This window comes from Chryseobacterium sp. S90, assembly GCF_047444895.1.
Classification (GTDB): Bacteria; Bacteroidota; Bacteroidia; order Flavobacteriales; family Weeksellaceae; genus Chryseobacterium.
In genome coordinates this window covers 1-21,654 of the sequence record NZ_JBLGCX010000011.1, presented here as the reverse complement: position 1 = coordinate 21,654, position 21,654 = coordinate 1, and the positions used below count along the sequence as shown (strand labels likewise).

At 36.1% G+C, this 21,654-nt stretch carries 13 protein-coding genes; 8 read left to right on the top strand and 5 right to left on the bottom strand.

Going from position 1 to position 21,654, the window contains the following annotated elements; all coding sequences use genetic code 11:
- Nucleotides 1-119: 119 nt before the first annotated feature.
- The 5 genes from ACLMCG_RS21505 to ACLMCG_RS21485 form a co-directional block, all read right to left on the bottom strand.
- Nucleotides 120-1,634, bottom strand: a complete 1,515-nt coding sequence (locus ACLMCG_RS21505; RefSeq protein ID WP_413961205.1) for a thioredoxin domain-containing protein — start codon at nt 1,632-1,634, stop codon at nt 120-122.
- 948 nt (nt 1,635-2,582) lie between these two features.
- Complete coding sequence (locus ACLMCG_RS21500) at nt 2,583-3,539, bottom strand: DUF3810 domain-containing protein (RefSeq protein ID WP_413961204.1); 957 nt, start codon at nt 3,537-3,539, stop codon at nt 2,583-2,585.
- Nucleotides 3,540-3,633: 94 nt separating this feature from the next.
- Entirely contained in the window at nt 3,634-5,079 is a 1,446-nt protein-coding gene (locus ACLMCG_RS21495) for an MFS transporter (protein ID WP_223601800.1), read from the bottom strand.
- Between the two features lie 30 nt (nt 5,080-5,109).
- Nucleotides 5,110-5,847 (bottom strand): lysophospholipid acyltransferase family protein, encoded by a 738-nt coding sequence (locus tag ACLMCG_RS21490; RefSeq protein ID WP_413961203.1) that lies wholly within the window; start codon nt 5,845-5,847, stop codon nt 5,110-5,112.
- 3 nt (nt 5,848-5,850) lie between these two features.
- A complete protein-coding gene (locus ACLMCG_RS21485; protein ID WP_413961202.1) occupies nt 5,851-6,309 on the bottom strand; it encodes a GtrA family protein in 459 nt (152 codons plus the stop codon).
- A 363-nt stretch (nt 6,310-6,672) separates the two neighbouring features.
- Here ACLMCG_RS21485 and ACLMCG_RS21480 point away from each other — a divergent pair, with 363 nt between their 5' ends.
- The 8 genes from ACLMCG_RS21480 (at nt 6,673) to ACLMCG_RS21445 (ending at nt 20,694) form a co-directional block, all read left to right on the top strand.
- A complete protein-coding gene (locus ACLMCG_RS21480; RefSeq protein ID WP_413961201.1) occupies nt 6,673-6,936 on the top strand; it encodes a hypothetical protein in 264 nt (87 codons plus the stop codon).
- Nucleotides 6,937-7,021: 85 nt separating this feature from the next.
- Complete coding sequence (locus tag ACLMCG_RS21475) at nt 7,022-7,873, top strand: BadF/BadG/BcrA/BcrD ATPase family protein (protein ID WP_149835750.1); 852 nt, start codon at nt 7,022-7,024, stop codon at nt 7,871-7,873.
- 16 nt (nt 7,874-7,889) lie between these two features.
- Nucleotides 7,890-10,178, top strand: coding sequence for an NADP-dependent malic enzyme (locus tag ACLMCG_RS21470; protein WP_223601795.1), 2,289 nt, complete (start codon nt 7,890-7,892; stop codon nt 10,176-10,178).
- Nucleotides 10,179-10,689: 511 nt separating this feature from the next.
- A complete protein-coding gene (locus ACLMCG_RS21465) occupies nt 10,690-11,985 on the top strand; it encodes a carbohydrate porin (protein ID WP_413961200.1) in 1,296 nt (431 codons plus the stop codon).
- A 195-nt stretch (nt 11,986-12,180) separates the two neighbouring features.
- Nucleotides 12,181-12,765, top strand: coding sequence for a Holliday junction branch migration protein RuvA (gene ruvA, locus ACLMCG_RS21460; RefSeq protein WP_413961199.1), 585 nt, complete (start codon nt 12,181-12,183; stop codon nt 12,763-12,765).
- A 57-nt stretch (nt 12,766-12,822) separates the two neighbouring features.
- Nucleotides 12,823-19,857: a cell surface protein SprA gene (gene sprA, locus ACLMCG_RS21455; RefSeq protein WP_413961271.1), complete on the top strand. Its 7,035-nt coding sequence runs from the start codon at nt 12,823-12,825 to the stop codon at nt 19,855-19,857.
- Nucleotides 19,858-19,964: 107 nt separating this feature from the next.
- Nucleotides 19,965-20,342 (top strand): glycine cleavage system protein GcvH, encoded by a 378-nt coding sequence (gene gcvH, locus ACLMCG_RS21450; protein ID WP_047383072.1) that lies wholly within the window; start codon nt 19,965-19,967, stop codon nt 20,340-20,342.
- A 55-nt stretch (nt 20,343-20,397) separates the two neighbouring features.
- Complete coding sequence (locus ACLMCG_RS21445) at nt 20,398-20,694, top strand: VanZ family protein (protein ID WP_413961198.1); 297 nt, start codon at nt 20,398-20,400, stop codon at nt 20,692-20,694.
- Nucleotides 20,695-21,654 lie beyond the last annotated feature (960 nt).

Sequence of the window (21,654 nt, the reverse complement as noted above, 5' to 3'; positions counted from 1 at the left end):
GAAATGGTAAACCGCAAATAGTCCCATTGGTCACTGTTTTTCTGCTCTTTTACACCTTCTCAGATGTTGTTTTTGTTTTTCCTAAGATAGTGAAATTTTCAAATGAATGATATTATTTACTAAATCTCATCATCTTCTATTAATTCATCAATAAAAAACAAAATATCTTCACGATCATACTTGTCAGGGAATTGGTATCCATTGATGATAAAAATAGGGGTGAAGTTTAATCCTGCATTGCTGTTTTCATTAGACATCTCTACCAATGGATTCAGGTTTTCCGAGGTGACATTTCCTCCGGAAAGCGCATTGATTTTGCTTTCGTCCTTAGTTTCAAACCATTCTTCTACAGCGTGTAGAAATTCTTTTTCAGGCTTGTTGTGGTAAATATAAGTTAAGTCTGAAATAAGTTGTGTATACTTTTCAGGAGCTCTTTCAGGGCTGTAATTGAATCTCATCTGTAAAGAGATATTATCAGGATATTTTTCCAAGAGACTTTCTGCCAGTTTATGAGCATCTTTACAGAAACCGCAATAGGGATTGGAAACGATAGAGATACGAAGCTTTGCATCTTTTTTTCCAACAGCAAAAGTTTCTGTGTTCTGGAATTCAATTTTTGGATTCTGTTCCATCTGATTTTTGAAAAGCTCATAATTTCTTTTGAATCTAAGGTTTTTTGCATTAGACTTTTGAAGTGCTTCTTTTTGCTCAAGAAGAGTATTGAAATAAATAACAGCAGAGAATACCAAAGCCCACAGAATGACAGTTAATAAGAGTGTTCCCACACTGAAAGAGAGGTTCTCAAAAAATAAACTGCTTACTACTATCTGTGCAACAAGTATTGAAATAATCAAAAGGCAAATTCTGCAAAACGTTTTTTCTACAAATGCCTGAATGTATAGAGAATATCCTATGGCAAGAACAGAAACAAAAGTAAATCCTTTTACAATATAAGCTGTAGCCGGTAAAAATAACCCCAGCACTGCAAGCCCCGCAAAATAAATCAGAGAAAAGTCTGCAAATTTTAAACCCAGAATACTGGTTTTATCCTGCTTTATGATTTTATCACATGAGTTGGCTGTCTGGTTGGCAGCAGCACTTCCGCCACCACAGATACTTCCGATTACAGTAGATGTATTTCCGAATTTCTGATTGAAGATTTCCAGTGAAATATATACTCCAGCCAAAGAAAGAAGATTGAATAAGGCTTCGTAAATGGTTTGGCTTATAAATGAATAGGCAAGAACAGCTGCAAAAATTAAATAAAGAACCGGTTTGAAATTGAAAGCCAGTTTATTCTCTGCATTTTCTGTTTTTTCAAACAACAGTACAAAATCAGTTGATTTGGTATAAAGTTCTTCTTTACCGAAGGTTTTTGCTTTTTCTGAGTATACTGAATAATTGCTGCCTGACTTTTTTACGAGAGAGAATGAATTTTCAACAATGGCAATAAATTCTTCCGGAAGTTCGTCCCAATATTCTTTGTCAAGCTCATAAGCATCATTTTTCACCCCCATAAAGTTAAGCGTATCACTGAAAGCCAACGCAGATGGATAGTTGGGATGTGAGTTGAACTGGAAAATGAATTCCTGTTTATCGAGTTTTAGGTGGTTAATTAGTTTGTCAAAAATCATGTTAATATTTTTATCTAAAATACACAGATGTTTTAAATATACAAAAATTTTTTTCTTTTATTAGTGAGATATAAACGGCTGTTGGTAGATTTGATTTGACTTTCAATATTTTATTTCACAAAATCGGGGTTCCAAATTCGATTCTAAAATATGATATTCTAATACAATTCTATGATTTTATTGCTGCATCGGCGTAGAATTTATTCATAGAATTATTTGATAAAACAAGAGTTTTAGCTGGGAAAACTGAATTTTCAAGTGAGTTGCTTTAAAAGAAGAAGGCCGGTTCCCGCAGGCAGGTATTTTAAAATTTTCATGGTTATAGTTTACATAAAATTTCACATGCGGGAAACAATGGAGCCTTGCTTTGTAACAAAGTATATTTAGTTTTTACATGTAATAAAGCTGCATTAGGATGTTATTGGAAAGATATTCGATGCGGAAAGCCCATTGAAATAAAACGATATAATGACAGTTATCTGGAAATTCCTGTTTTTGAAAAAATAGACAAACTGAAATAATAAGTCTATTATTTTCTGATCAAAATATCCTGAAATTTTTGAATATAAATAGTAGAAATATACCATGAAATACAGCGGATAACTCCAATTTTTAAAACGATGAAAATAGGGTGAAAACCGAATGTTTTTTATCTAAACAAATGTTTGATTCTATGGTGATTTAATAGGCTATAAGAGTTTAAATGATGTTTTTTGTATTGAATGCCCGTGTTGATTGCGATTTGTAATGATGTGGTGTAAACTCAAAAAAACTTAAAAAATCATAAAATTTTCATAAAGTTTTAAAAAAGGAGGTAAATGTTTTTGTATTTATAAAATATGTCGTACTTTTACATCGCCTTGAATGAGGGAACAAGTCAAGGTAATAAATTTTTTTTCATCATTTGTGTTTTTAGAATCGTATCGCCTGATACGATTCTTTTTTTATTTATTTTTCATAGTTTAAGAGAAGATCTATAAAGTAAGAATAGGTGACAGAACCTTCCTGCTGATTGCTTTTCAGGAAGAGGTTATTGGTGTATCCAAAAAAATCATCCAGCCAGCCCTGATGACTGAGTACAAAATTCTTTTCATACATGCGGTCTCTTTTCATGGCAGGAGAATATCGATGAAGAACATTCTTGACGAACTCCGGATCTTCTTCCACAATAAACCTTAAAAGGCTTTTTAAAGTAAAAAACTCAGTGCTGTATCTCAATTCCTTATTACTGGAATGAACTCCTATTAAATATCCCACGAAATTAGCCTCCTGTTCTCTGGCAAAACCAAGCTGATGGGAACTTTCATGCGCCGTTGTGAAAGGGATGAAGGTAGAAGGTAATTCAGCATTATATTGAGCTTCTGCAGTAAAAGGGTTGTAGTATCCCAAAATACCCGTAAAACTCATTACATTTTTGAATAAGCTGGGTTTAATATCCAAAATCTGAGGTGCTTTTTTATTGGAAATATAAGAAGGTAATTTTGCCTGTTGATGCAGAATTTTCTGTTGTATAGAACTAAGGTTCGTAATGATGAATACACCTTTGTTATCTTCATGAACAGATTGTCTGGTTACTTTGCATTTTTCAAGATAAGCAAGAGCCAGTTTCTTGGCTTTTTCCACATCCGGCTCTTTCTGGCTTGAAAGTTTCTTGATGATAGGTGTCTGAAAATACAGCATTCCCCAAAAGATCTGATAGATAAAGTAAAAAATATTGATGATGATCAGAATTCTGAGCATAGAATCATTTCTTCGCTGCTTTCTGAATAGCATGATGAAATAATACAACAGGAAAGCACCCAATACAATATATATAAGATCTCCCATAGAAAATGGAATCCAGCTGAACAATACCTGATGTGTTCCTTTTTGAAGTTCAAAAAAGCTTTCAAAAAACGAGATCATCACCCCGGATTTTGAGCAGACATAAAACAAAAGAAATTGGGCAAGTAATACACCTGCCCAAAACCTTTTCTTTTTATATATTGTTTTCGTTATATTAATGACCATTACCTTTAGATACTTTATCAAGATCAATGCCCTGGGCTTTTAGAATCCCACTCACACGGATCGCATAGAATGCAAGATAAGCAAAACAAATAACCCCTACGATATAACTGAAATGAATATTTGTAATATCAGCAATATACCCCTGGATAAAACTTACGATACCTCCACCCATAATCATCATAATAAGATATCCGGAACCTTGATTGGTATGTTTTCCAAGTCCGTTGATGGCAAGTGCAAAAATACATGGCCATAAAGTAGAGCAGAAAAGACCTACACTGGTAAATGCATATACAGATACCATTCCTGTAGTGAACATTCCTACCAATAAAGCGGTAATCCCTGCCAATGAGAAGATCAAAAGCATTCTTGCCGGGTTTCCTTTACTTAAGATATCACAGATAATCATTGCAATAATAATGAATCCATATACATAGAATGGAGACAAATCATGCTTCGCAATAGCATTCACGAATAGAAATACACCAAATGCAAGATAAGGAGCTAAGAACCTTAAAATCTTTTTGAATCCGGCATTTACATCAAATGCTTCTACAGCACCTGTCCACCGGCCAATCATCAATGATGCCCAGTATAAAGAAATATAAGGAGCTACATCTTTGGTTTCAAATCCTAAGTTTTTTTCCATATAAGCCGGAAGGTTACTGGCAGTGGAAACTTCTACCCCTACATACACGAAGATCGCGATCATTCCCATCACCAGTTGAGGATACTGAAATGCTGATTTTCTGTGCTCTCCAGGAGTTGAATCATCAGTGTTTTCAGTATTCGTTGGAGTTACAGCAGGAAGAGAAGAAAATTTAAGCATTAAAGCTACAAGAGCAAAAGCTGCTCCTAATATCAGATAAGGAGTTTTTACACTTTCTATACTCGCTTCCGTGTTGCCTGCGCTTGCAGAACCAAAAATGGCAAATGCAACAATAAGCGGTCCTATTGTAGTCCCTAAGTTATTGATTCCTCCAGCCATTGTTAACCTCTGAGATCCTGTTTCTGTAGGACCTACTTCAATAGCAAGCGGGTTGGCAACAATCTGCTGAAGAGAGAATCCTAAACCTACAATAAATAATCCGGAGATCATTAAAGGGAAAGAATGCATATTGGCTGCCGGATAAAACAACAGGGTTCCCAATGCGGAAATAAGAAGCCCAACAATAAGGCCGTTTTTGTACCCGATTTTATTGATCAAATCCTGTTTCAGGCTCCTTGATACAATCATATAAATTAAAGAACCTACAGTATACGCTACATAAAAGCATATCTGTACCAGCATACTTTCAGTTTGAGATAGATTGAAGGCTTTTTGAAAAACGGGGATCAGAATATCATTACTGGCTGCTACAAATCCCCAAAAGAAGAATACAGTAACCAATGGAATGAATTGGGCCCAATTGGTTTGTTTAGAATAATTTGACATATTTATTATAGATTTCACAAACAAATATAACTATTTCCTTTCAACGGAATACCTGATTAAGGTTTTTTTTATTTCTTCGTAAGCCTCTGTCTTTAAGTCTTTTGGCGAATCGGTAGGCTCAATGATTCCGTTGAAATACACCTTTACTCTTCCGGGATAGCCTTTTGAGTTTTCAAAAGGGAACATTTCTTTCAGTCCGATAAAGGTATAAACAGCGATAGGAGAGTTATGTTTTGAGGACAGCATAAATGCTCCGTCCTTAAAGTCATCCAGGATGATAGAGGTGTCGTCCGGGACACCGCCTTCAGGAAAAATGGCAATACTGTTGCCTTCCTCCATCTTTTCAGCACATCTGCGGTATACATCCGCACGGCTTTTAGCGCTCGTTCTGTCTACCATCACACATATCCTTTTATAAATGGTTCCGAAAATAGGAATCTTTACCAGTTCTTTCTTCCCTACAAAACATATCGGATGATCGGGAAATACAATGCAGGTAAGCATAATATCCATGATGGATGTATGATTGGAGATAAAAACATAAGGTATACTTTTGTCTTTCTCCTGTTCTGAAAGTTTAATGAGGTCATATCTGAAACCCATTCCGTAAAACATTCCGAAACACCAGAGCCTGACGAGTTTATAACCGTATTTATAATGTTTTTTGTTAAAAGATAAAATATAAACAGGGATCCCAATAGTAACTGTCAGAAAAAATGCTAACAGCAGCAGCCAGAATCTCCAGAGATAATTTAAAATTTTTGTCACAGCTTAACCGTTAAAAATTACTTTCTTTTTTACCGAATAATTCAGAATGGAAACCAGCAATATTGCTGCAATTTTGCTGATCATTTCCGGGCTCAAGGTATAAAAAAATAAATTGATATTATCTTTAAATATGAAACTGTAAAATATCTGGAAAAAACCTAAGCTCAGTAACGTTGAAAAGAAGGAGACCACCATAAAATAAACAAACTCTTTTTTCTTCGAGTGTTTTCCTCTTTCAAACACAAACCAGATACTCAGGAAATAATTGGTAATAATCCCGCAGCTTGTAGAAAAAATATTACTTAAAGGATAATGTACACCATGGAAGTTGATTTCCTTTGCAAAGAAATGTGGAAGATAAGTGCTGAAAATTTTAAAGCTGCCTATTTCTACAACGGCACTCAGTCCTCCTGCAATAACGAAGAACAGAACCTGTTTCTGGCGTATGAGTATTTCTTTCATTTAATGATTATAAAACTAAATATATAAATACATATTGTATAATGACTGAAGTGATTTATATCTCAGAATATAAAGGTCTTACTGCATTCCGGCTGTTAATAAACGTTTTAGTTGGTCAATAATACCGAACCTTCACAATATGAATATGCAAATTTATAACTATATGTTAAACACTGAAAAAAGTTGTTAAAATATTTTTTTTAATAAAAATTATTTCTAATTTTAATATTCAGAATGATGTAATAATGACCTGATAATAAATTCATTTTCAACTTCTTGTGTTGATGGTTTTTTCTATCTTGTAGTGCGCGATTAAGAGCATATACCCCTACATTTTATGACCCAATTATTAATAATATTTGTATGAAAAGTCAAAACAAATACAGAAAATTCCAGCTTCAACAGAAAAATATTGAGGCTCTTGAGAAAGAAAATTCCCGCTTCAAAAGAGTGTATTCAGAATATGAAAATATGTCAGATGAATTGTGGAATCTTGAAAACTCCAGCGGAGAACCAGTGCCTGACGATTTTATCAATGCTATGGTATTACAGACTTCCTATCTGGAAGATGAAATAGAAGATTGGCTTTTGCAATTCAACGAAAAAAAAACACAAATTAAACATTAATGATTTTAGACAGCTTCCAGGTTGTTTTTAAACGCTAATTGAAGATAAATTCCTAATTTAGCACCCTTAAATTAAAATCTAAAATATGGTTGCTATTGTAGATAGTGGTTCTACTAAATCAGATTGGGTAATACTTGATGACTTTAAGAAGGTTTTTCTGAAAACAGAAACAATCGGTTTCAATCCGAATTTTATCAACAGAGAACTTATCGCTCCTGAGATACAGAAAAATAGCAATCTGGTGTCGGTTAAAAATTCAATTACCAAGGTCTTTTTTTATGGTTCCGGATGCGGTGTGAAAAAAAACTGTGAAACCATAGAAGAAGAACTGACAAAAGTTTTTGGAAAAGCGGAAATTATTGTGAAGGAAGATCTGATGGCTGCAGCCTATGCAGCATACAGCGGAAAACCTGCAATCGTGTGCATTCTTGGCACAGGATCAAATTCCTGTTTTTTTGACGGTGACAATCTGAAGATAGAATTGCCTTCACTGGGATTCCTGATCGGAGATGAAGGAAGCGGCAGTGCTATCGGAAAGCAATTGGTGCGCAGATATTTCATGAAAAAACTGCCTTCAGACCTTCATACAGAATTTGAAGCCAACTATCAGCTTACCGTAGAAGATGCATTGAAAAACATGTATCATACCCCAAGACCAAATGCATATTTGGCAAACTTTACCAAATTTGTGATCGAGAGAAAAGATCATCCTTATTTCAGAGATATGGTGTTTGAAGAAATGAAAAGTTTCTTTGAATATCAGGTTCTCCCTTATGAGGAAGCAAAAGATGCCGAGATCAATTTCATTGGCTCTATTGCTTATTATTATGAAAATATACTACGTTCTGTAGCTACAGAACTTAATTTAAATGTGGGACATGTTGTGCAGAAACCAATTGAAAGCTTAGTAGATTACCACATTAAATACATACTTTAACAAAAAACCAAATTTTATGTCAAGTAACAACAATCGTGACGAAAAGAACTTTAGCCAGGCAGCGCTGGATTATCATAAAGCAGAACCAAAGGGAAAAATTGAAGTAATCCCATCAAAGCCACACTCTTCTCAAAGAGACTTATCATTGGCATATTCTCCGGGAGTAGCAGTTCCTTGTATGGAAATTCATGATAAACCGGAAACTGTTTATGATTATACAGGAAAAGGAAACCTGGTAGCAGTAATTTCTAACGGTACTGCCGTACTTGGACTGGGAGATATCGGGGCTGAAGCTTCAAAACCGGTAATGGAGGGGAAAGGACTTTTGTTCAAGATCTTTGCAGATATCAACGTATTTGATATTGAGATCGATGAGAAAGATCCTGATAAATTTATTGAAATCGTAAAAGGAATTGCTCCTACTTTCGGAGGAATCAACCTTGAAGATATTAAAGCTCCTGAAGCTTTTTATATAGAACAAAGGCTGAAAGAGGAATTGAATATTCCTTTGATGCATGACGACCAGCACGGAACTGCAATTATCTCAGCAGCGGCATTGATCAACTCTCTGCAGATTGCCAATAAAGATATTGATAAAGTGAAAATGGTTGTCAATGGAGCAGGTGCAGCAGCTATTGCATGTACCAAGCTTTATATTTCATTGGGATTGAAAAAAGAAAACGTCCTGATGTGTGACAGTAAAGGGGTTATCAACCATAAAAGAGAAAACCTTACTCCTGAAAAATTAGACTTCATCGCTCAGACTGATATTGAAACATTAGAAGATGCTGTAAAAGGATCTGATGTTTTCGTTGGATTGTCTAAAGGAAATGTAATGACTCCGGAAATGTTGTTAAGCATGAACGAAAATCCTATCGTATTTGCTTTGGCTAACCCTGATCCTGAAATTGCTTATGATCTTGCCATTGAAACTCGTAAAGATGTGATTTTAGCAACAGGAAGAAGTGATTATCCTAACCAGGTAAACAACGTATTAGGATTCCCTTATATCTTCCGTGGAGCATTGGATGTACAGTCTACAGGAATTAATGAAGAAATGAAACTGGCTGCCGTACACGCGATTGCTGATTTAGCAAAAGAACCGGTACCGGAAGCTGTAATTTTAGCATACAATGTTCAGAATCTGCAGTTCGGAAGAGATTACTTCATTCCGAAGCCGTTTGATAACAGACTGATCACAAAAGTATCAAGTGCTGTAGCAAAAGCGGCTATTGAAAGTGGTGTTGCCAGAAAAACCATTACGGATTTTGAGGAATATGAGCACCAGCTTTTAGACAGAATGGGAAGAGATGAGAGACTGGTAAGAATGATGCAGAGCCGTGCTAAATCTAATCCGAAAAGAATCACTCTTGGAAATGCTGAAGAATATAATGTATTGAAAGCAGCTCAGATCCTTTACGAGGAAGGAATTGCTTTCCCAAGCCTTTTAGGAGATAAAAAATACATCAAGGAGCAGATGGAACGTTACGGAATTACTCTGGATGTTCCAATCATTGATCCAAGTGATGACGATCAGAAAGAAAACAGAAAAAAATACAGAGAAACCCTTTGGAAACTTCGTCAGAGAAAAGGAATGAACGAGTACAAAGCGAAAAGATATGTTCGTCAGAGAGATTATTTCGGACCTCTTATGCTGAAACATGGCGATACCGATGGTCTTATCGTAGGATTCTCTAAAAACTATACTTCAGTTTTACGTCCTGTTTTAGAAGTTATTGAAAAAGATAAAGGAGTAGACAAAGTAGCGGCAATGATGATGATTCTGTCTGAAAAGAAACCTATTTTCTTCGCAGATACTTCCATCAATCAGAATCCTACTTCAGAAGATCTTGTGAATATTGCTAAAATGGCAGAATTTACAGTAAAATCGTTTGCTATAGAACCAAGAATTGCGATGCTTGGATTTGAAAACTTCGCTGCCATTTCTGAAACTTCCAAGAAAGTTGCTAAAGCAGTGAGCATCCTTCATGAGAAATATCCTAAAATGGTTGTAGATGGTGAAATTCAACCGGATTTTGCAATGAATGCAGATCACCTGAGCGATTATCCATTCTCAAAATTAGGAACAACTCCGGCAAACACCTTCATCTTCCCGAATCTGGAAAGCGCGAACCTTTCTTACAAAATTCTAAGAGGAATGAAAGTAGCACAGGTTATCGGACCTATCTTAATGGGATTAAAACAGCCGGTACACGTTCTTCAAATGCGTTCAAGCGTAGATGAGATCGTAAACCTTGCTACGATTGCTGTTCTTGATGCTCAAAGAAGAGAAAAGAAATCATAAATTATAACGGTCTAAGGACTGGATCACAGCCAGATGAATATTTTCATCTGGCTTTTTTATTACTTGCTGGTAAAAAACAAGTCTTTTAGATTGTTTTTGTGCTATTTTCTAAAGAAATAGCGCTTTATCTTTTTACTTTTTATACGTTGTTTTTTTAGTTGTTATTTAAGATTTATGAATAAAGGTGTAAAATTTACAATAGTGTTGTGTTTTTAATGTAATAGTGTTGTTTTTTTTAATGTCAATAGGATTATTTGATATCTTAGACACTGTAAAAACACAAGATATACTAGAACACAGAAATACAAATGCATGAAAAAATATTCAAATATATAGACATTAACTCCATAAGCTTATTGTTTGCCTCCTTATGATAAAATGAAGGATAGAACAAAAGGAAAAGTCTTTAAATAAAAAACTGCAGTAATATTTTATTCTTTCATCAATAACAGGTAAATATCTGTTAAGGATTTGTATTGTTTTTTAGTTGATTCTTTTAGAAATAAAACTATTGAAAAACAATATATTTACAAAGATCGGATTCTCTTTGTTTGCTATAACAGGAGTCTTGTTTAAGTCACAAAAAATCAATTTGCATTCTCATGAACTTTCAGTGAATGGTTATCTGAGAACGGGCATTGGATGGTCCGGTGGAGGACAGATGGTAAATTTTAATGCCCCGGAGAGTATACATAAGTTCAGATTGGGCAATGAGGCTAATCACTATGGTGAACTTCAGTTTAATTACAGGTATAAAAATAGAGACTCTGTCAATCTCTATGAAGTCTCTTACATGATGTCAAAATTTATTCCCTACGGGAGTAATGATTATAAGCAATTTCCGGAAACGGCACAGCTATATGGAAAAATAAATAAAGTCATTAAAAATGCTAATCTATGGGTGGGTAAAAGATATTATGATCGCAGAAACGTAGAAATGCTGGATTATTTTTGGCTTAACTCTGGGCAAAACTCCCAGTTGGGAATTGGAATAGAGAATTATCAGGTTAAAAATTCCGGTAATCTGAATCTTGCTTTGATGAGATTTAAATATGGGAATAATGATGCCCATTCATATGTGACCGATTTCAGGTATCTTGACCTACCACTTTCAGAATATTCTAAACTTAATTTTCTGGGTCAGTTTAGTTTTAAAAATCGTAATAATATAAAAGTAACACCCAAATCTTCAGGATATTCACTTGGTGGTTGGTGGACGTATTCTAAGAAGAACATTACTCATACTTCAACTGTAATATTTAGGAAGGGAAGTTCAATTACAGAAAGTGCATATACCGGAAAAACAATGCCTGAAAACATAGATGGTACATCAATTTATCAGCTTGATAATTCCAGTTCGTTTGATGTTATCAATAACTTTGTTTATGACGATAAAAGGAAACATGCCATACAGGTAGCTCTCACTTATCAATACAGAAACTTAGGTGTGAAAAATACAGATGGAAGTAACATACTATTGAATAATATTTCAAGAAACTGGTTTAGTATAGGATTTCGATACCTGTATTACCTTGATAAACATTTTAATCTGGCTCTGGAGGCAGGAAATGATTATATGAAAAATAATAGATCAGGAATAGAAGGCAGTCTGCAGAAAATTACATTTTCACCTCAGATTTCCTGGGATTATGGCTATTACTCAAGACCTGTTTTAAGACCTTTTATAACCTATGCCCATTGGTCTCAAAATTTTAGCGGGCTGATTGGGGGCTCAGATTTTAATACAAGGCTTCTAAAGAAAAATAATGGAATATCATTTGGTCTTCAGCTTGAAATATGGTGGTAAGAAAAAGAAAAAATAGTTAAAATTGAGATCAATTCCCAAACTATAGAATGCAAAACTTCTGATTTTTAAAATCTTTTACCTTTATAATTAAAAGATTGAATATTGAGTCAAAATTTAAGTTAAAAATCATTCGCACGTTAAATGAAAACATTAATTAGTTTAAATTGCTATATTTGGGAGTTTTAAAAATTAATAATGATATTTTCTTTACAAGGCAACGTTCAAGAACTTACGCCTACCTACGCTGTCATCAATGTACAAGGTGTTGGTTACTACGTGGGAATCAGTTTGATGACCTCACAGACGCTGGTTTTGAATCAGCCGACTTTTTTATTTATCCAACAGATCATCCGTGAAGACGCCCATCTTCTCTTCGGATTTAACACACGTTCAGAAAAAGAAATGTTTAATCTGTTAATAAGCGTTAACGGAGTAGGGGCTGTTTCAGCATTGATTCTGCTGTCTACGTTGAGCCTTGATGAGATCGCTTCTGCAATCCTTTCCGGAAACAGTGCATTGATTCAAAAAGCAAAAGGAATTGGTGCAAAAACTGCTGAAAGAATTATCGTAGATCTTAAAGATAAAGTACAGAAATACAGTGATCCGAACGCGAATATTTCTATGATAGTGGATAATAAAATTAAGGAAGAATCGTTATCTGCATTAGAAGTTTTAGGGATTCCTAAACGAGCGAGCGAGAAGATTGCGGATAAAATTATAAAACAAAATCCAAGCATCTCGGTAGAAGAATTGGTTAAACAAATCTTAAAAAACATTTAACATTTGGTGGCGAATATTAAGCATCTTAACATATTTTTGTTCCTGTCGTTCCTGTGTATGTCTGTCAGTGCTTTTGCGCAGGTACAGAAAGATACGGCGATCATAAGAAAAAAATACGAAGTGGCAGACCCTACGAGGTATGAAGCCTATTACGATATAAAAACCGGGATGTACTATGTGTATCCCAAAATCGGAAATACCATCACAGGCCCTCCTACAGCCATGTCTCCGGAAGAGTATAAAGAATATATGCTCGCTACCCAGACTAAAGCCTACTACAAGGAGAAATCTGATAAATACAATCTCCTTTTCAGAAAAGACAGATCAGATGCAAGGAAGAAGGGACTTATCCCTTCATTGTTGATTAATAACAGGCTCTTTGAAACGATTTTCGGAGGTAATAAAATTGAAATCATTCCTTCAGGATATGCATCTCTGGATTTTGCCGGACTTTACCAGAAAATAGACAACCCGATGATCCTGCCACAAAACAGGACCAGTTTTACTTTTGATATTGATCAGAGAATTCAGTTGGGACTATTGGGTAAAGTAGGAGAAAACCTTCAGCTGAAAGCTAATTATGATACTCAGAGTGGTTTTGCCTTTGAAAACCGAATGAATCTCGTTTGGCAGGCAAAAGGAAGCTGGAAAGATCTTCAGAGCAAAGGCCTTGGAAATGTAGATAAGCCTAACGAAGGAGGAGAAGATAAAATCATCAAAAGAGTTGAATTTGGTAATGTAAATATGCCGCTTTCAACCAGTCTGATCCGTGGTTCACAATCACTGTTTGGGGTGAAAACAGAATTCCAGCTTGGAAAAACTTTTGGAACCGTTGTCCTTTCACAACAACAAGGGGAGGCCCGTAATATTGTAGTACAGGGTGGTGGTGTTATGAATAACTTTAAAGTCAACGCTATTGACTATGAAGAAAACCAGCACTACTTTTTAGGACACTATTTCCTGAACAAGTATGATGATGCGTTACTTAACTATCCACAGATCAATTCAACCATTAATATTACCAGATTAGAGGTATGGGTATTGGATCAAGGGAACAGTAACCTGGCTTATCAGAAAAGTATTATCGGGATCAGAGATTTGGGGGAAGCGGCAGGAGGAGCTACTTTACCGGATAACTCTCTGAACGGATTATATGATGCTGTATCAACAGTAGCCGGAACCAGAGAAGCCGGGAAAAACTATGGTACTATTTTCCAGGGACAAGTAATTGGTACAGATCCAACTCCATATGATAATGGAGAACAATTCATATACAATACAAAAGCCAGAAAGCTGAATGCTAATGAATTTACTTTTCAGCCGCAATTAGGATATATCTCATTAAACCAAAAGCTTAATGACCAACAGCTTTTAGCAGTTTCATATTCCTACACCGTTAACGGAAGTAACAAAGTATACAAAGTAGGGGAATTTTCTGAAGAAAGTCCTGTATTGGTTACTAAAGTATTGAGAGTAAACAATAAAGTGAACACTCAATCTCCGATGTGGGACCTGATGATGAAGAATATCTATTCGATAGATGCAGGACAGGTAGCACAGGACGGGTTTATACTTAATGCCTACTATAGAGACCCGAAAACAGGAGGTAAAGTAAATTACCTTCCGGATACTCCTGTAAAAGATCAGAACTTACTGAAATTATTTAACTGGGATCGTCTTAACATGAACGGAGATATCCAGAATAATAAAGACGGAAGCAAAGGAGATGGTATTTTTGACTTTGTCAACGGAATTACCATCAGACCGGAAACCGGAAGAATAATCTTTACCAAAGTACAGCCTTTTGGTAGCTATATGCAAAAGGTTTTAGGAGGAACATTTGATCCTCAATACGTTTTCCAGGATCTTTATACCAAGCAAAAACAACAGGCTCTCTCCAGTAATCTTGCACAGAGGTATACAATGGAAGGCCGTTATAAAGGTGTTCAGGGGCAGGGTATATCTTTAGGCGCAGTAAATGTACCTCAAGGATCAGTAAAAGTGGCGGCAAACGGAGTACAGCTTACAGAAGGGGTAGACTATACGGTAGATTATATGCTGGGGACCGTTACCATTATCAATGAAAATGTAAAACAGTCCGGACAGGCTATCAATATTTCACTGGAAAACCAATTGACATTTAATACCCAAAGAAAAAGATTCTTAGGATTAAATTTAGAAAGAAGATTCAGTGAGAACTTTATTTTAGGAGGAACGGTGATCAACTATTCAGAGTCGCCGCTTACCCAAAAAGTAAACTTCGGACAGGAAGCGGTAAACAATACCATGGCAGGGATCAACTTGATGTACAACAATCAGGCTCCTTATCTGACAAGGCTTACCAATAAACTTCCGATGGTAAAAACTGAAGCGCCATCCAACTTGAACTTCAAGATGGAAGCTGCGTATCTGATGCCTGGATTAAATAAGGGAACAAATAATCAGTCATACATTGACGATTTTGAACAGACAACTTCCAAAATATCATTAAAAGAACCGGCAGCATGGAGCTTAGCTTCAAAACCGGAAAAAAATAAATTGCCGCCATTTAATACAGTACCAGGAAATGACGATATAACAAGTGGATATGGAAGAGGACTATTAACATGGTATAATATCGACCCTAGATTCTGGGGTGTTGGAGGTAAAGCACCTGCAGGAATTACACCGCAGTCTGTATCCAACCACGCTTCCAGAAGAGTACAATATTCTGAGATTTATAACAACAGAGATTTTGTAGCAGGTGAACAAACTTTCACCAATACTTTCGATATCTCTTATTTCCCTAAAGAAAAGGGGCCATACAACGTAAACCCAGTAACAGAACAGGCACAAAGCAGATGGGCAGGGATCATGAGGTCAATCAGCGTTCCAAACTTTGTTACTTCAAACATTGAATATGTGGAATTCTGGATGATGGACCCATACGCAGATGGTAAAACACTGGGTACTGATCCAAAATTATTACTTCACTTAGGAAACGTTTCTGAAGATGTATTGAAGGATGGGAAAATGCAGTATGAAAACGGATTGCCAACTCCGGGTACACCATCTTCTACCACGAATTCAAACTGGGGAATACAGCCAAAACAACCCCCAATTCTCTATGCATTCTCTACGGAAGGAGAAGACAGAAAAGTACAGGATGCCGGATATGATGGTCTTACTTCTGATCAGGAAGCGATGAGATTCGGGAATACTTTTGTAAATCCGGTTACCAATATTGCTGACCCTGCAGTGGATGACTTCGTATTCTATCTTTCAGATAAATTTACAGGAAGCCAGGCTGCTTCAGTGGTGGAACGATACAAGTATTTCAGAAACCCGGAAGGAAACTCAGAAGCAAATTCTCTGAATGTGGCTTCACAAACCCCGGATGCCGAAGATATCAATAAAGATTACAACCTTGATCAGACTGAAAACTATAATCAGTATGTGATTAAGCTTGACCAGCCAAGTTTATCACTTGGATCAAATAATATTGTAGATGTAAAAACAGTAAAAGCAAGTTTCCAGAACGGGCAATCTGCAGATGTAAAATGGTACTTGTTCAGAATTCCTGTGGCGAATTATGATCTAGCTGAAGGTACTGCAGATCCATCTGTATTGAACAATGTAAGGTTTGCAAGATTAATGTTGGCTGGATTTGATCAGACCTCTACTCTAAGATTCGGAACAATGGATCTTGTAAGATCAGACTGGAGAAAGTATGATAGTAAAATTGCCAGTAATGATGTTCCTGGTTCTGACGAAGGAGTAGGTTCTGTGACAGATCCAAATTTTGAAGTAGGAAGTGTAAACATTGAAGAAAATGCATTGAACCAACCTCCATATGTATTGCCACCGGGAATTGACAGACAGGTATTAAGTGGAAATGCAGGGGCGCAAAGACAGAATGAAGCTTCACTTTACATGAAAGTAACAAACCTTAAAACTGAGGCAAGAGGAGTTTTCAAAAACACGACTTTGGATATGAGAAGGTACAAAAAGCTTAAGTTATTTGTACACGCTCATGATCCATTGAACAGAGTAATAGGAATGGATGAGAAAACTAAATTCTTTATCCGTTTCGGAAGTGATGCTACTGATAACTATTACGAGTATGAATCGTCATTAAACTTGACTCCTACTACAGCTACAGCTCCTATGGAAATCTGGCCAATGGAAAATGAGGTCGATTTTGATGTTCAGAACTTTGTAGATGCTAAAATCAGAAGAGACAAATCAGGTGTTGTTATCACCAATAGAACGGTTGACCCGGGATATCAGCAACCTTTTAAAAATATTTATATCAAAGGTAGACCTAGTTTAGGAAATATTACTACAATTATGATTGGGGTAAGAAATTCGGATCCAAGAGATGCATCCACTATAACAAGGGTTCTTTGGGTAAATGAAATCCGACTTTCTGAAATTGAGAATGATGGAGGATATGCAGGAAATGCCAGTTTGAACTTTAATATGGGAGATTTGGCAACAGTTAACGCCAATGCTTCTTATACATCTGTCGGTTTCGGAAATATAGATTCAAAACCTGCGGAAAGAACTCAGTCTACTCAATCAGCGTTTAGTATTAATACGGCGATCAATGTAGATAAATTCCTTCCTGAAAAAACAGGGGTGAAGATTCCTTTAAACTATTCTTACTCACAGACTATTGAAGATCCGAAATACAATCCTCTGGATACCGACGTAGAATTCAGTAAGGCGCCAAACAGGGAGCAATTGAAAAAAGTAGCGAGAACCTATACTCAGCAAAGAAGTATAGGAGTTGTGAATATGCATAAGGAAAGAGTAAATCCGAATAAAAAGCCTAAGTTTTATGATATCGAAAACGTTTCGGTAACGGCGGTTTATAACGATGACTATTTCAGAGATATTTATACCAAGAGAAATTACAGACAGTATCTGAGAGGATATGTTGATTATAACTATACGTTTAAGCCGTGGGTAGTCAAGCCTTTCAATAAAATGATCAGTGATACTGCAAAGTCTACGAAATATTTAAGATGGGTTAAAGAATTCAACTTTAATCCGATTCCTACAAGAATATCTTTCAGAACTGAAATCGACAGAAATTACAACGAACTTGAATTCAGAAATGTTGAAGCGATCCTGAACGGAAATATGAATAGTGACTTTGATGCGATCAGAAACAGAAACTTCTTCTTTGGATGGCAGTATGGGTTAGGATTCAATTTCACAAAATCATTAAAACTGGAAATCAATTCAGCAACCAGAACTCTTAATGATAATCTGGATGTAAATTCAATGGATAATAAATCGATCTTCGGAAATGTATTCAGAGCAGGAAGGCCGGTATTGTATAACCACAGAGCGCAGTTGAATTATAAACTGCCATTCCAGTATCTGCCTTACCTGGATTTCATTGATGCAGAAGTTGGATACGGATTTACCTATAATTGGGCGGCAAGATCTACTTCTTTGACTGGATTTGTAGATCCTAATACAAACCAGACTGCAAGTTTGGGATCCGTAGGACAGAATACCAATGTTATCCAGGCAACAGCTTCAGCGGATTTACCTAAGTTCTTTGGACAGTTTAATTACTTTAAAAACATCAACGCAAAACTGCAAAAACGCAGACAGGAGATGGATTCTCTAAACAATGTGTATACAAAGCAATGGGAGAAAAACAGATACAGATACAAAAAGTATAAGTTTAAAAATAAACTTACTCCACTTCAAAGTGCAGCATTCTTCCTTACTTCTTTCAAACAGTTAAACGTAAGCTATAACGAAACGAATGGAACAGTACTTCCAGGTCTAATATCAGCTCCAAACTTTTATGGATACGGACAGACATTGGGTGGTCCAACACTAGGATTCCTTTTTGGATCACAGGCTGACATCAGAAGAACAGTAATGGAAAACGGATGGGTGAGCGACTCCAACTATATGACAGATCCATATGTAAGAATGTCTACCAAAGAATTGAGAGCAGACTTACAGATGATGCCAATGAATGATTTAAGAATTGATCTTAATGTGTTGCACAATTACAATAGTAATTTTTCACATACAGGATTTAATTATACAAATAATGGCGTTGCAGATCCTGACTTTACATTTGCCAGCGAAATGATAACGTATTCCAACTCTGCAGTACTTCTTAATACATCATTTAAAGATGGGCAGGCAGTTTACCAGGCGATCAGAGAAAATGCAAGAGCACTTTCACAACAGTTGGGTGGCCCGGGAGCGGTATTGGATAACAATGGATTTGCGAAGCATTACAGCATTGGAAATGCCTATGTATTGATTCCTGCCTTTAAAGCAGCTATGGAAGGAAAATCAGTGGCTCCTATGGGTAGTCCTAAGAAAACAGGATTCCCGTTACCAAACTGGAGAATTACGTACTCGGGATTAAAAAATATCCCTATAATCAGTGGACAGTTCACAAAGTTTGATATCTTACATGGTTATACAGCGACCTATACAGCAACAGGTATCCAAAGCAATGTTGATTATCATGGTAACCCAAATGGATATTATCAAACGGTGGATGATGCTGGTAATGTGAAAAAGAATGATGGAGACAAGATTAACCCATATACATTCGCACAGGTTGGATACGTAGAATCTTTCTCACCACTTATCGGGGTAGATGTTACAATGAGAAACAATATGCAGTTCGGGATACAATACAACAGAACAAGAATGATGGTACTGGGATTAGTCAACCAGACTCTTACCGAAGATGCTAATACAGAATATGTAGTAAGACTTGGATATATTGTCAGAAACTTCAGATTGGGAACAGCCAACATCAGAGGTAGAGGAACAAGAGGAAAAGGAAGCGACCTTAACATCAGAGGAGATATTTCATTAAGAGACAGCAAGACTTCCATTATGAATATTCTGCTGAATGATGCACAGGTAACAGGAGGACAAAGACTGATGAACATCAAACTTTCCGCAGACTATAATGTTTCCGAGAATCTGAACCTGAGAGTATTCTATGAACAGATGACCTCAAAGTACAAGATCTCTACAGCATTCCCACTGTCTACAGTAAGAGCAGGTATTTCTGCCACATTTACATTTGGTGAATCCGGAGGTGGGTTCTAAAAATGATACAAACTTAAAAGTCCTTCAGTTTTGAAGGACTTTTTTTATATCCAATATTTGAAGCTACTATATTTTTGAATACATTTGTACAAAATAAAAATTAAAAAATGAACACACCATCAGAATTAAAGTACACCAAAGATCACGAATGGATCAAGATCGAGGGTAACGTTGCTACAATCGGTATTACAGACTTCGCTCAGGGAGAACTTGGAGACATCGTATACGTAGACATCGATACTGTAGATGATGATCTTAATGGAGGAGATGTTTTCGGAAGTGTAGAAGCGGTAAAGACTGTTTCAGATCTATTCTTACCTATTGCTGGAAAGGTTATTGAGTTCAATTCAGAATTAGAATCTCAGCCTGAACTGTTAAATACAGATCCTTATGGAGACGGATGGATTATCAAATTGGAAATTGCTGATGGGGCAGATCAGTCTGAGTTACTTTCTGCAGATGATTACAAAGCTATCATTGGATAAGATTTCAAAAATATTTAGTAAGATATTGCCCATTTATTGGGCATTTCTTACTTATATGCTTCTCAAGCCCGGAGAAGAGAATCATGAATATTGGTTCATGTTCAGCGGGATTGATAAAATTTTACATCTAAGCATATTCGCAGCCTTGGGTTTCTCTTTCATTGCTACATTTCCTAAAATAAAATTCTCATACTTTTTTCAGATCATCCTTATCTATGCTTTTCTTACCGAAATTCTCCAGGAAGAAATGGGATTAGGCAGATCAATGGAAACATTAGATATTGTAGCAGATACTATCGGATGTCTATTTGGATACTATATATATAAGATAGTAATCAAACGCTTTTTTTAATTCCACTCTTAAAAAAGGAGGGTCTTCCTTCCCAAACTTTTCCTTCTACACAATAACATTAAAGTTTTCTCAAACTTTTACACCTTCAAACTCTCAAACTTAATTAGGAGCTAATTCCTGCTATCCATTCATACTCCTCGCGCCGATACTTTCCTACACTCAAACCCTCCAACTCTCCAATCTAAGCTGCGGGGTAACCATTCCTATCAGGGCTAGGAAGACGAATGATGAATTATAAATTATGAATGATAAATGATAAATGATGAATGATGAGTTTCGGGGTAGAAGGATACAGTTGTTCGGGGTATTGATTTTCGGGTTTCAGGTTTCTATGTAGAAAAGGAACATTGGTGTTGAATTTTCACCTTCCTGATTTTTATGGAAGGAGGCTAGTGAGTATAAACCTCTGTTCCCATTGTGTCATTCCGCAGGAATCCAAACAGCCTTTAAAGGAAGTAAGCTGACAGGATAATGTTTAAGGTTTTTTTTAGCAGTTAGTATTAGCAGTGTCATGCTAAGCTGAGTCGAAGCATTTTAATTAAGGTGAATTATATTTCTGCTATTTTAATTTTACGGAAGAGTTTTATCCAGACTCCTACGGAGTGACAATGCTATCTGGGGATATAGAATAATAATGATTATAAAGACTATAGCGAAGCCAAAACTTTTAAAAAGCTATTCTATATAATAATTATGTATATCTTATTTTGATCATTCTAAACCCTAAAACCCCACATCTCACCCTCTGACTCACACCCCGCATCTCGTATCCCGTACCCTTACAACCCTCTCCAACTCTCAAACTCTACCATTCTCCAACTTTCCTTCCCTTCCAAACAAATGTTTAAAATTTTTGCTCCTTTGTTTCAGTAGTTTAGGGTTAAATATTACGAAACGGTAAAATTTATGTTAAATAAAGTTGCAGGGTGTAGTATAAGTTTCTATCTTTGCCCCACTGAA

Excerpts from the sequence above, each read along its gene's own strand:
- ACLMCG_RS21480 (WP_413961201.1), top strand. The coding sequence starts at position 6,673 with ATGAAAAGTCAAAACAAATACAGAAAATTCCAGCTTCAACAGAAAAAT.
- ACLMCG_RS21505 (WP_413961205.1), bottom strand. The coding sequence starts at position 1,634 with ATGATTTTTGACAAACTAATTAACCACCTAAAACTCGATAAACAGGAA.
- ACLMCG_RS21495 (WP_223601800.1), bottom strand. The coding sequence starts at position 5,079 with ATGTCAAATTATTCTAAACAAACCAATTGGGCCCAATTCATTCCATTG.
- ACLMCG_RS21470 (WP_223601795.1), top strand. The coding sequence starts at position 7,890 with ATGTCAAGTAACAACAATCGTGACGAAAAGAACTTTAGCCAGGCAGCG.
- ACLMCG_RS21445 (WP_413961198.1), top strand. The coding sequence starts at position 20,398 with ATGCTTCTCAAGCCCGGAGAAGAGAATCATGAATATTGGTTCATGTTC.
- sprA (WP_413961271.1), top strand. The coding sequence starts at position 12,823 with ATGTCTGTCAGTGCTTTTGCGCAGGTACAGAAAGATACGGCGATCATA.
- ACLMCG_RS21485 (WP_413961202.1), bottom strand. The coding sequence starts at position 6,309 with ATGAAAGAAATACTCATACGCCAGAAACAGGTTCTGTTCTTCGTTATT.
- gcvH (WP_047383072.1), top strand. The coding sequence starts at position 19,965 with ATGAACACACCATCAGAATTAAAGTACACCAAAGATCACGAATGGATC.
- ACLMCG_RS21500 (WP_413961204.1), bottom strand. The coding sequence starts at position 3,539 with ATGATCTCGTTTTTTGAAAGCTTTTTTGAACTTCAAAAAGGAACACAT.
- ruvA (WP_413961199.1), top strand. The coding sequence starts at position 12,181 with ATGATATTTTCTTTACAAGGCAACGTTCAAGAACTTACGCCTACCTAC.
- ACLMCG_RS21475 (WP_149835750.1), top strand. The coding sequence starts at position 7,022 with ATGGTTGCTATTGTAGATAGTGGTTCTACTAAATCAGATTGGGTAATA.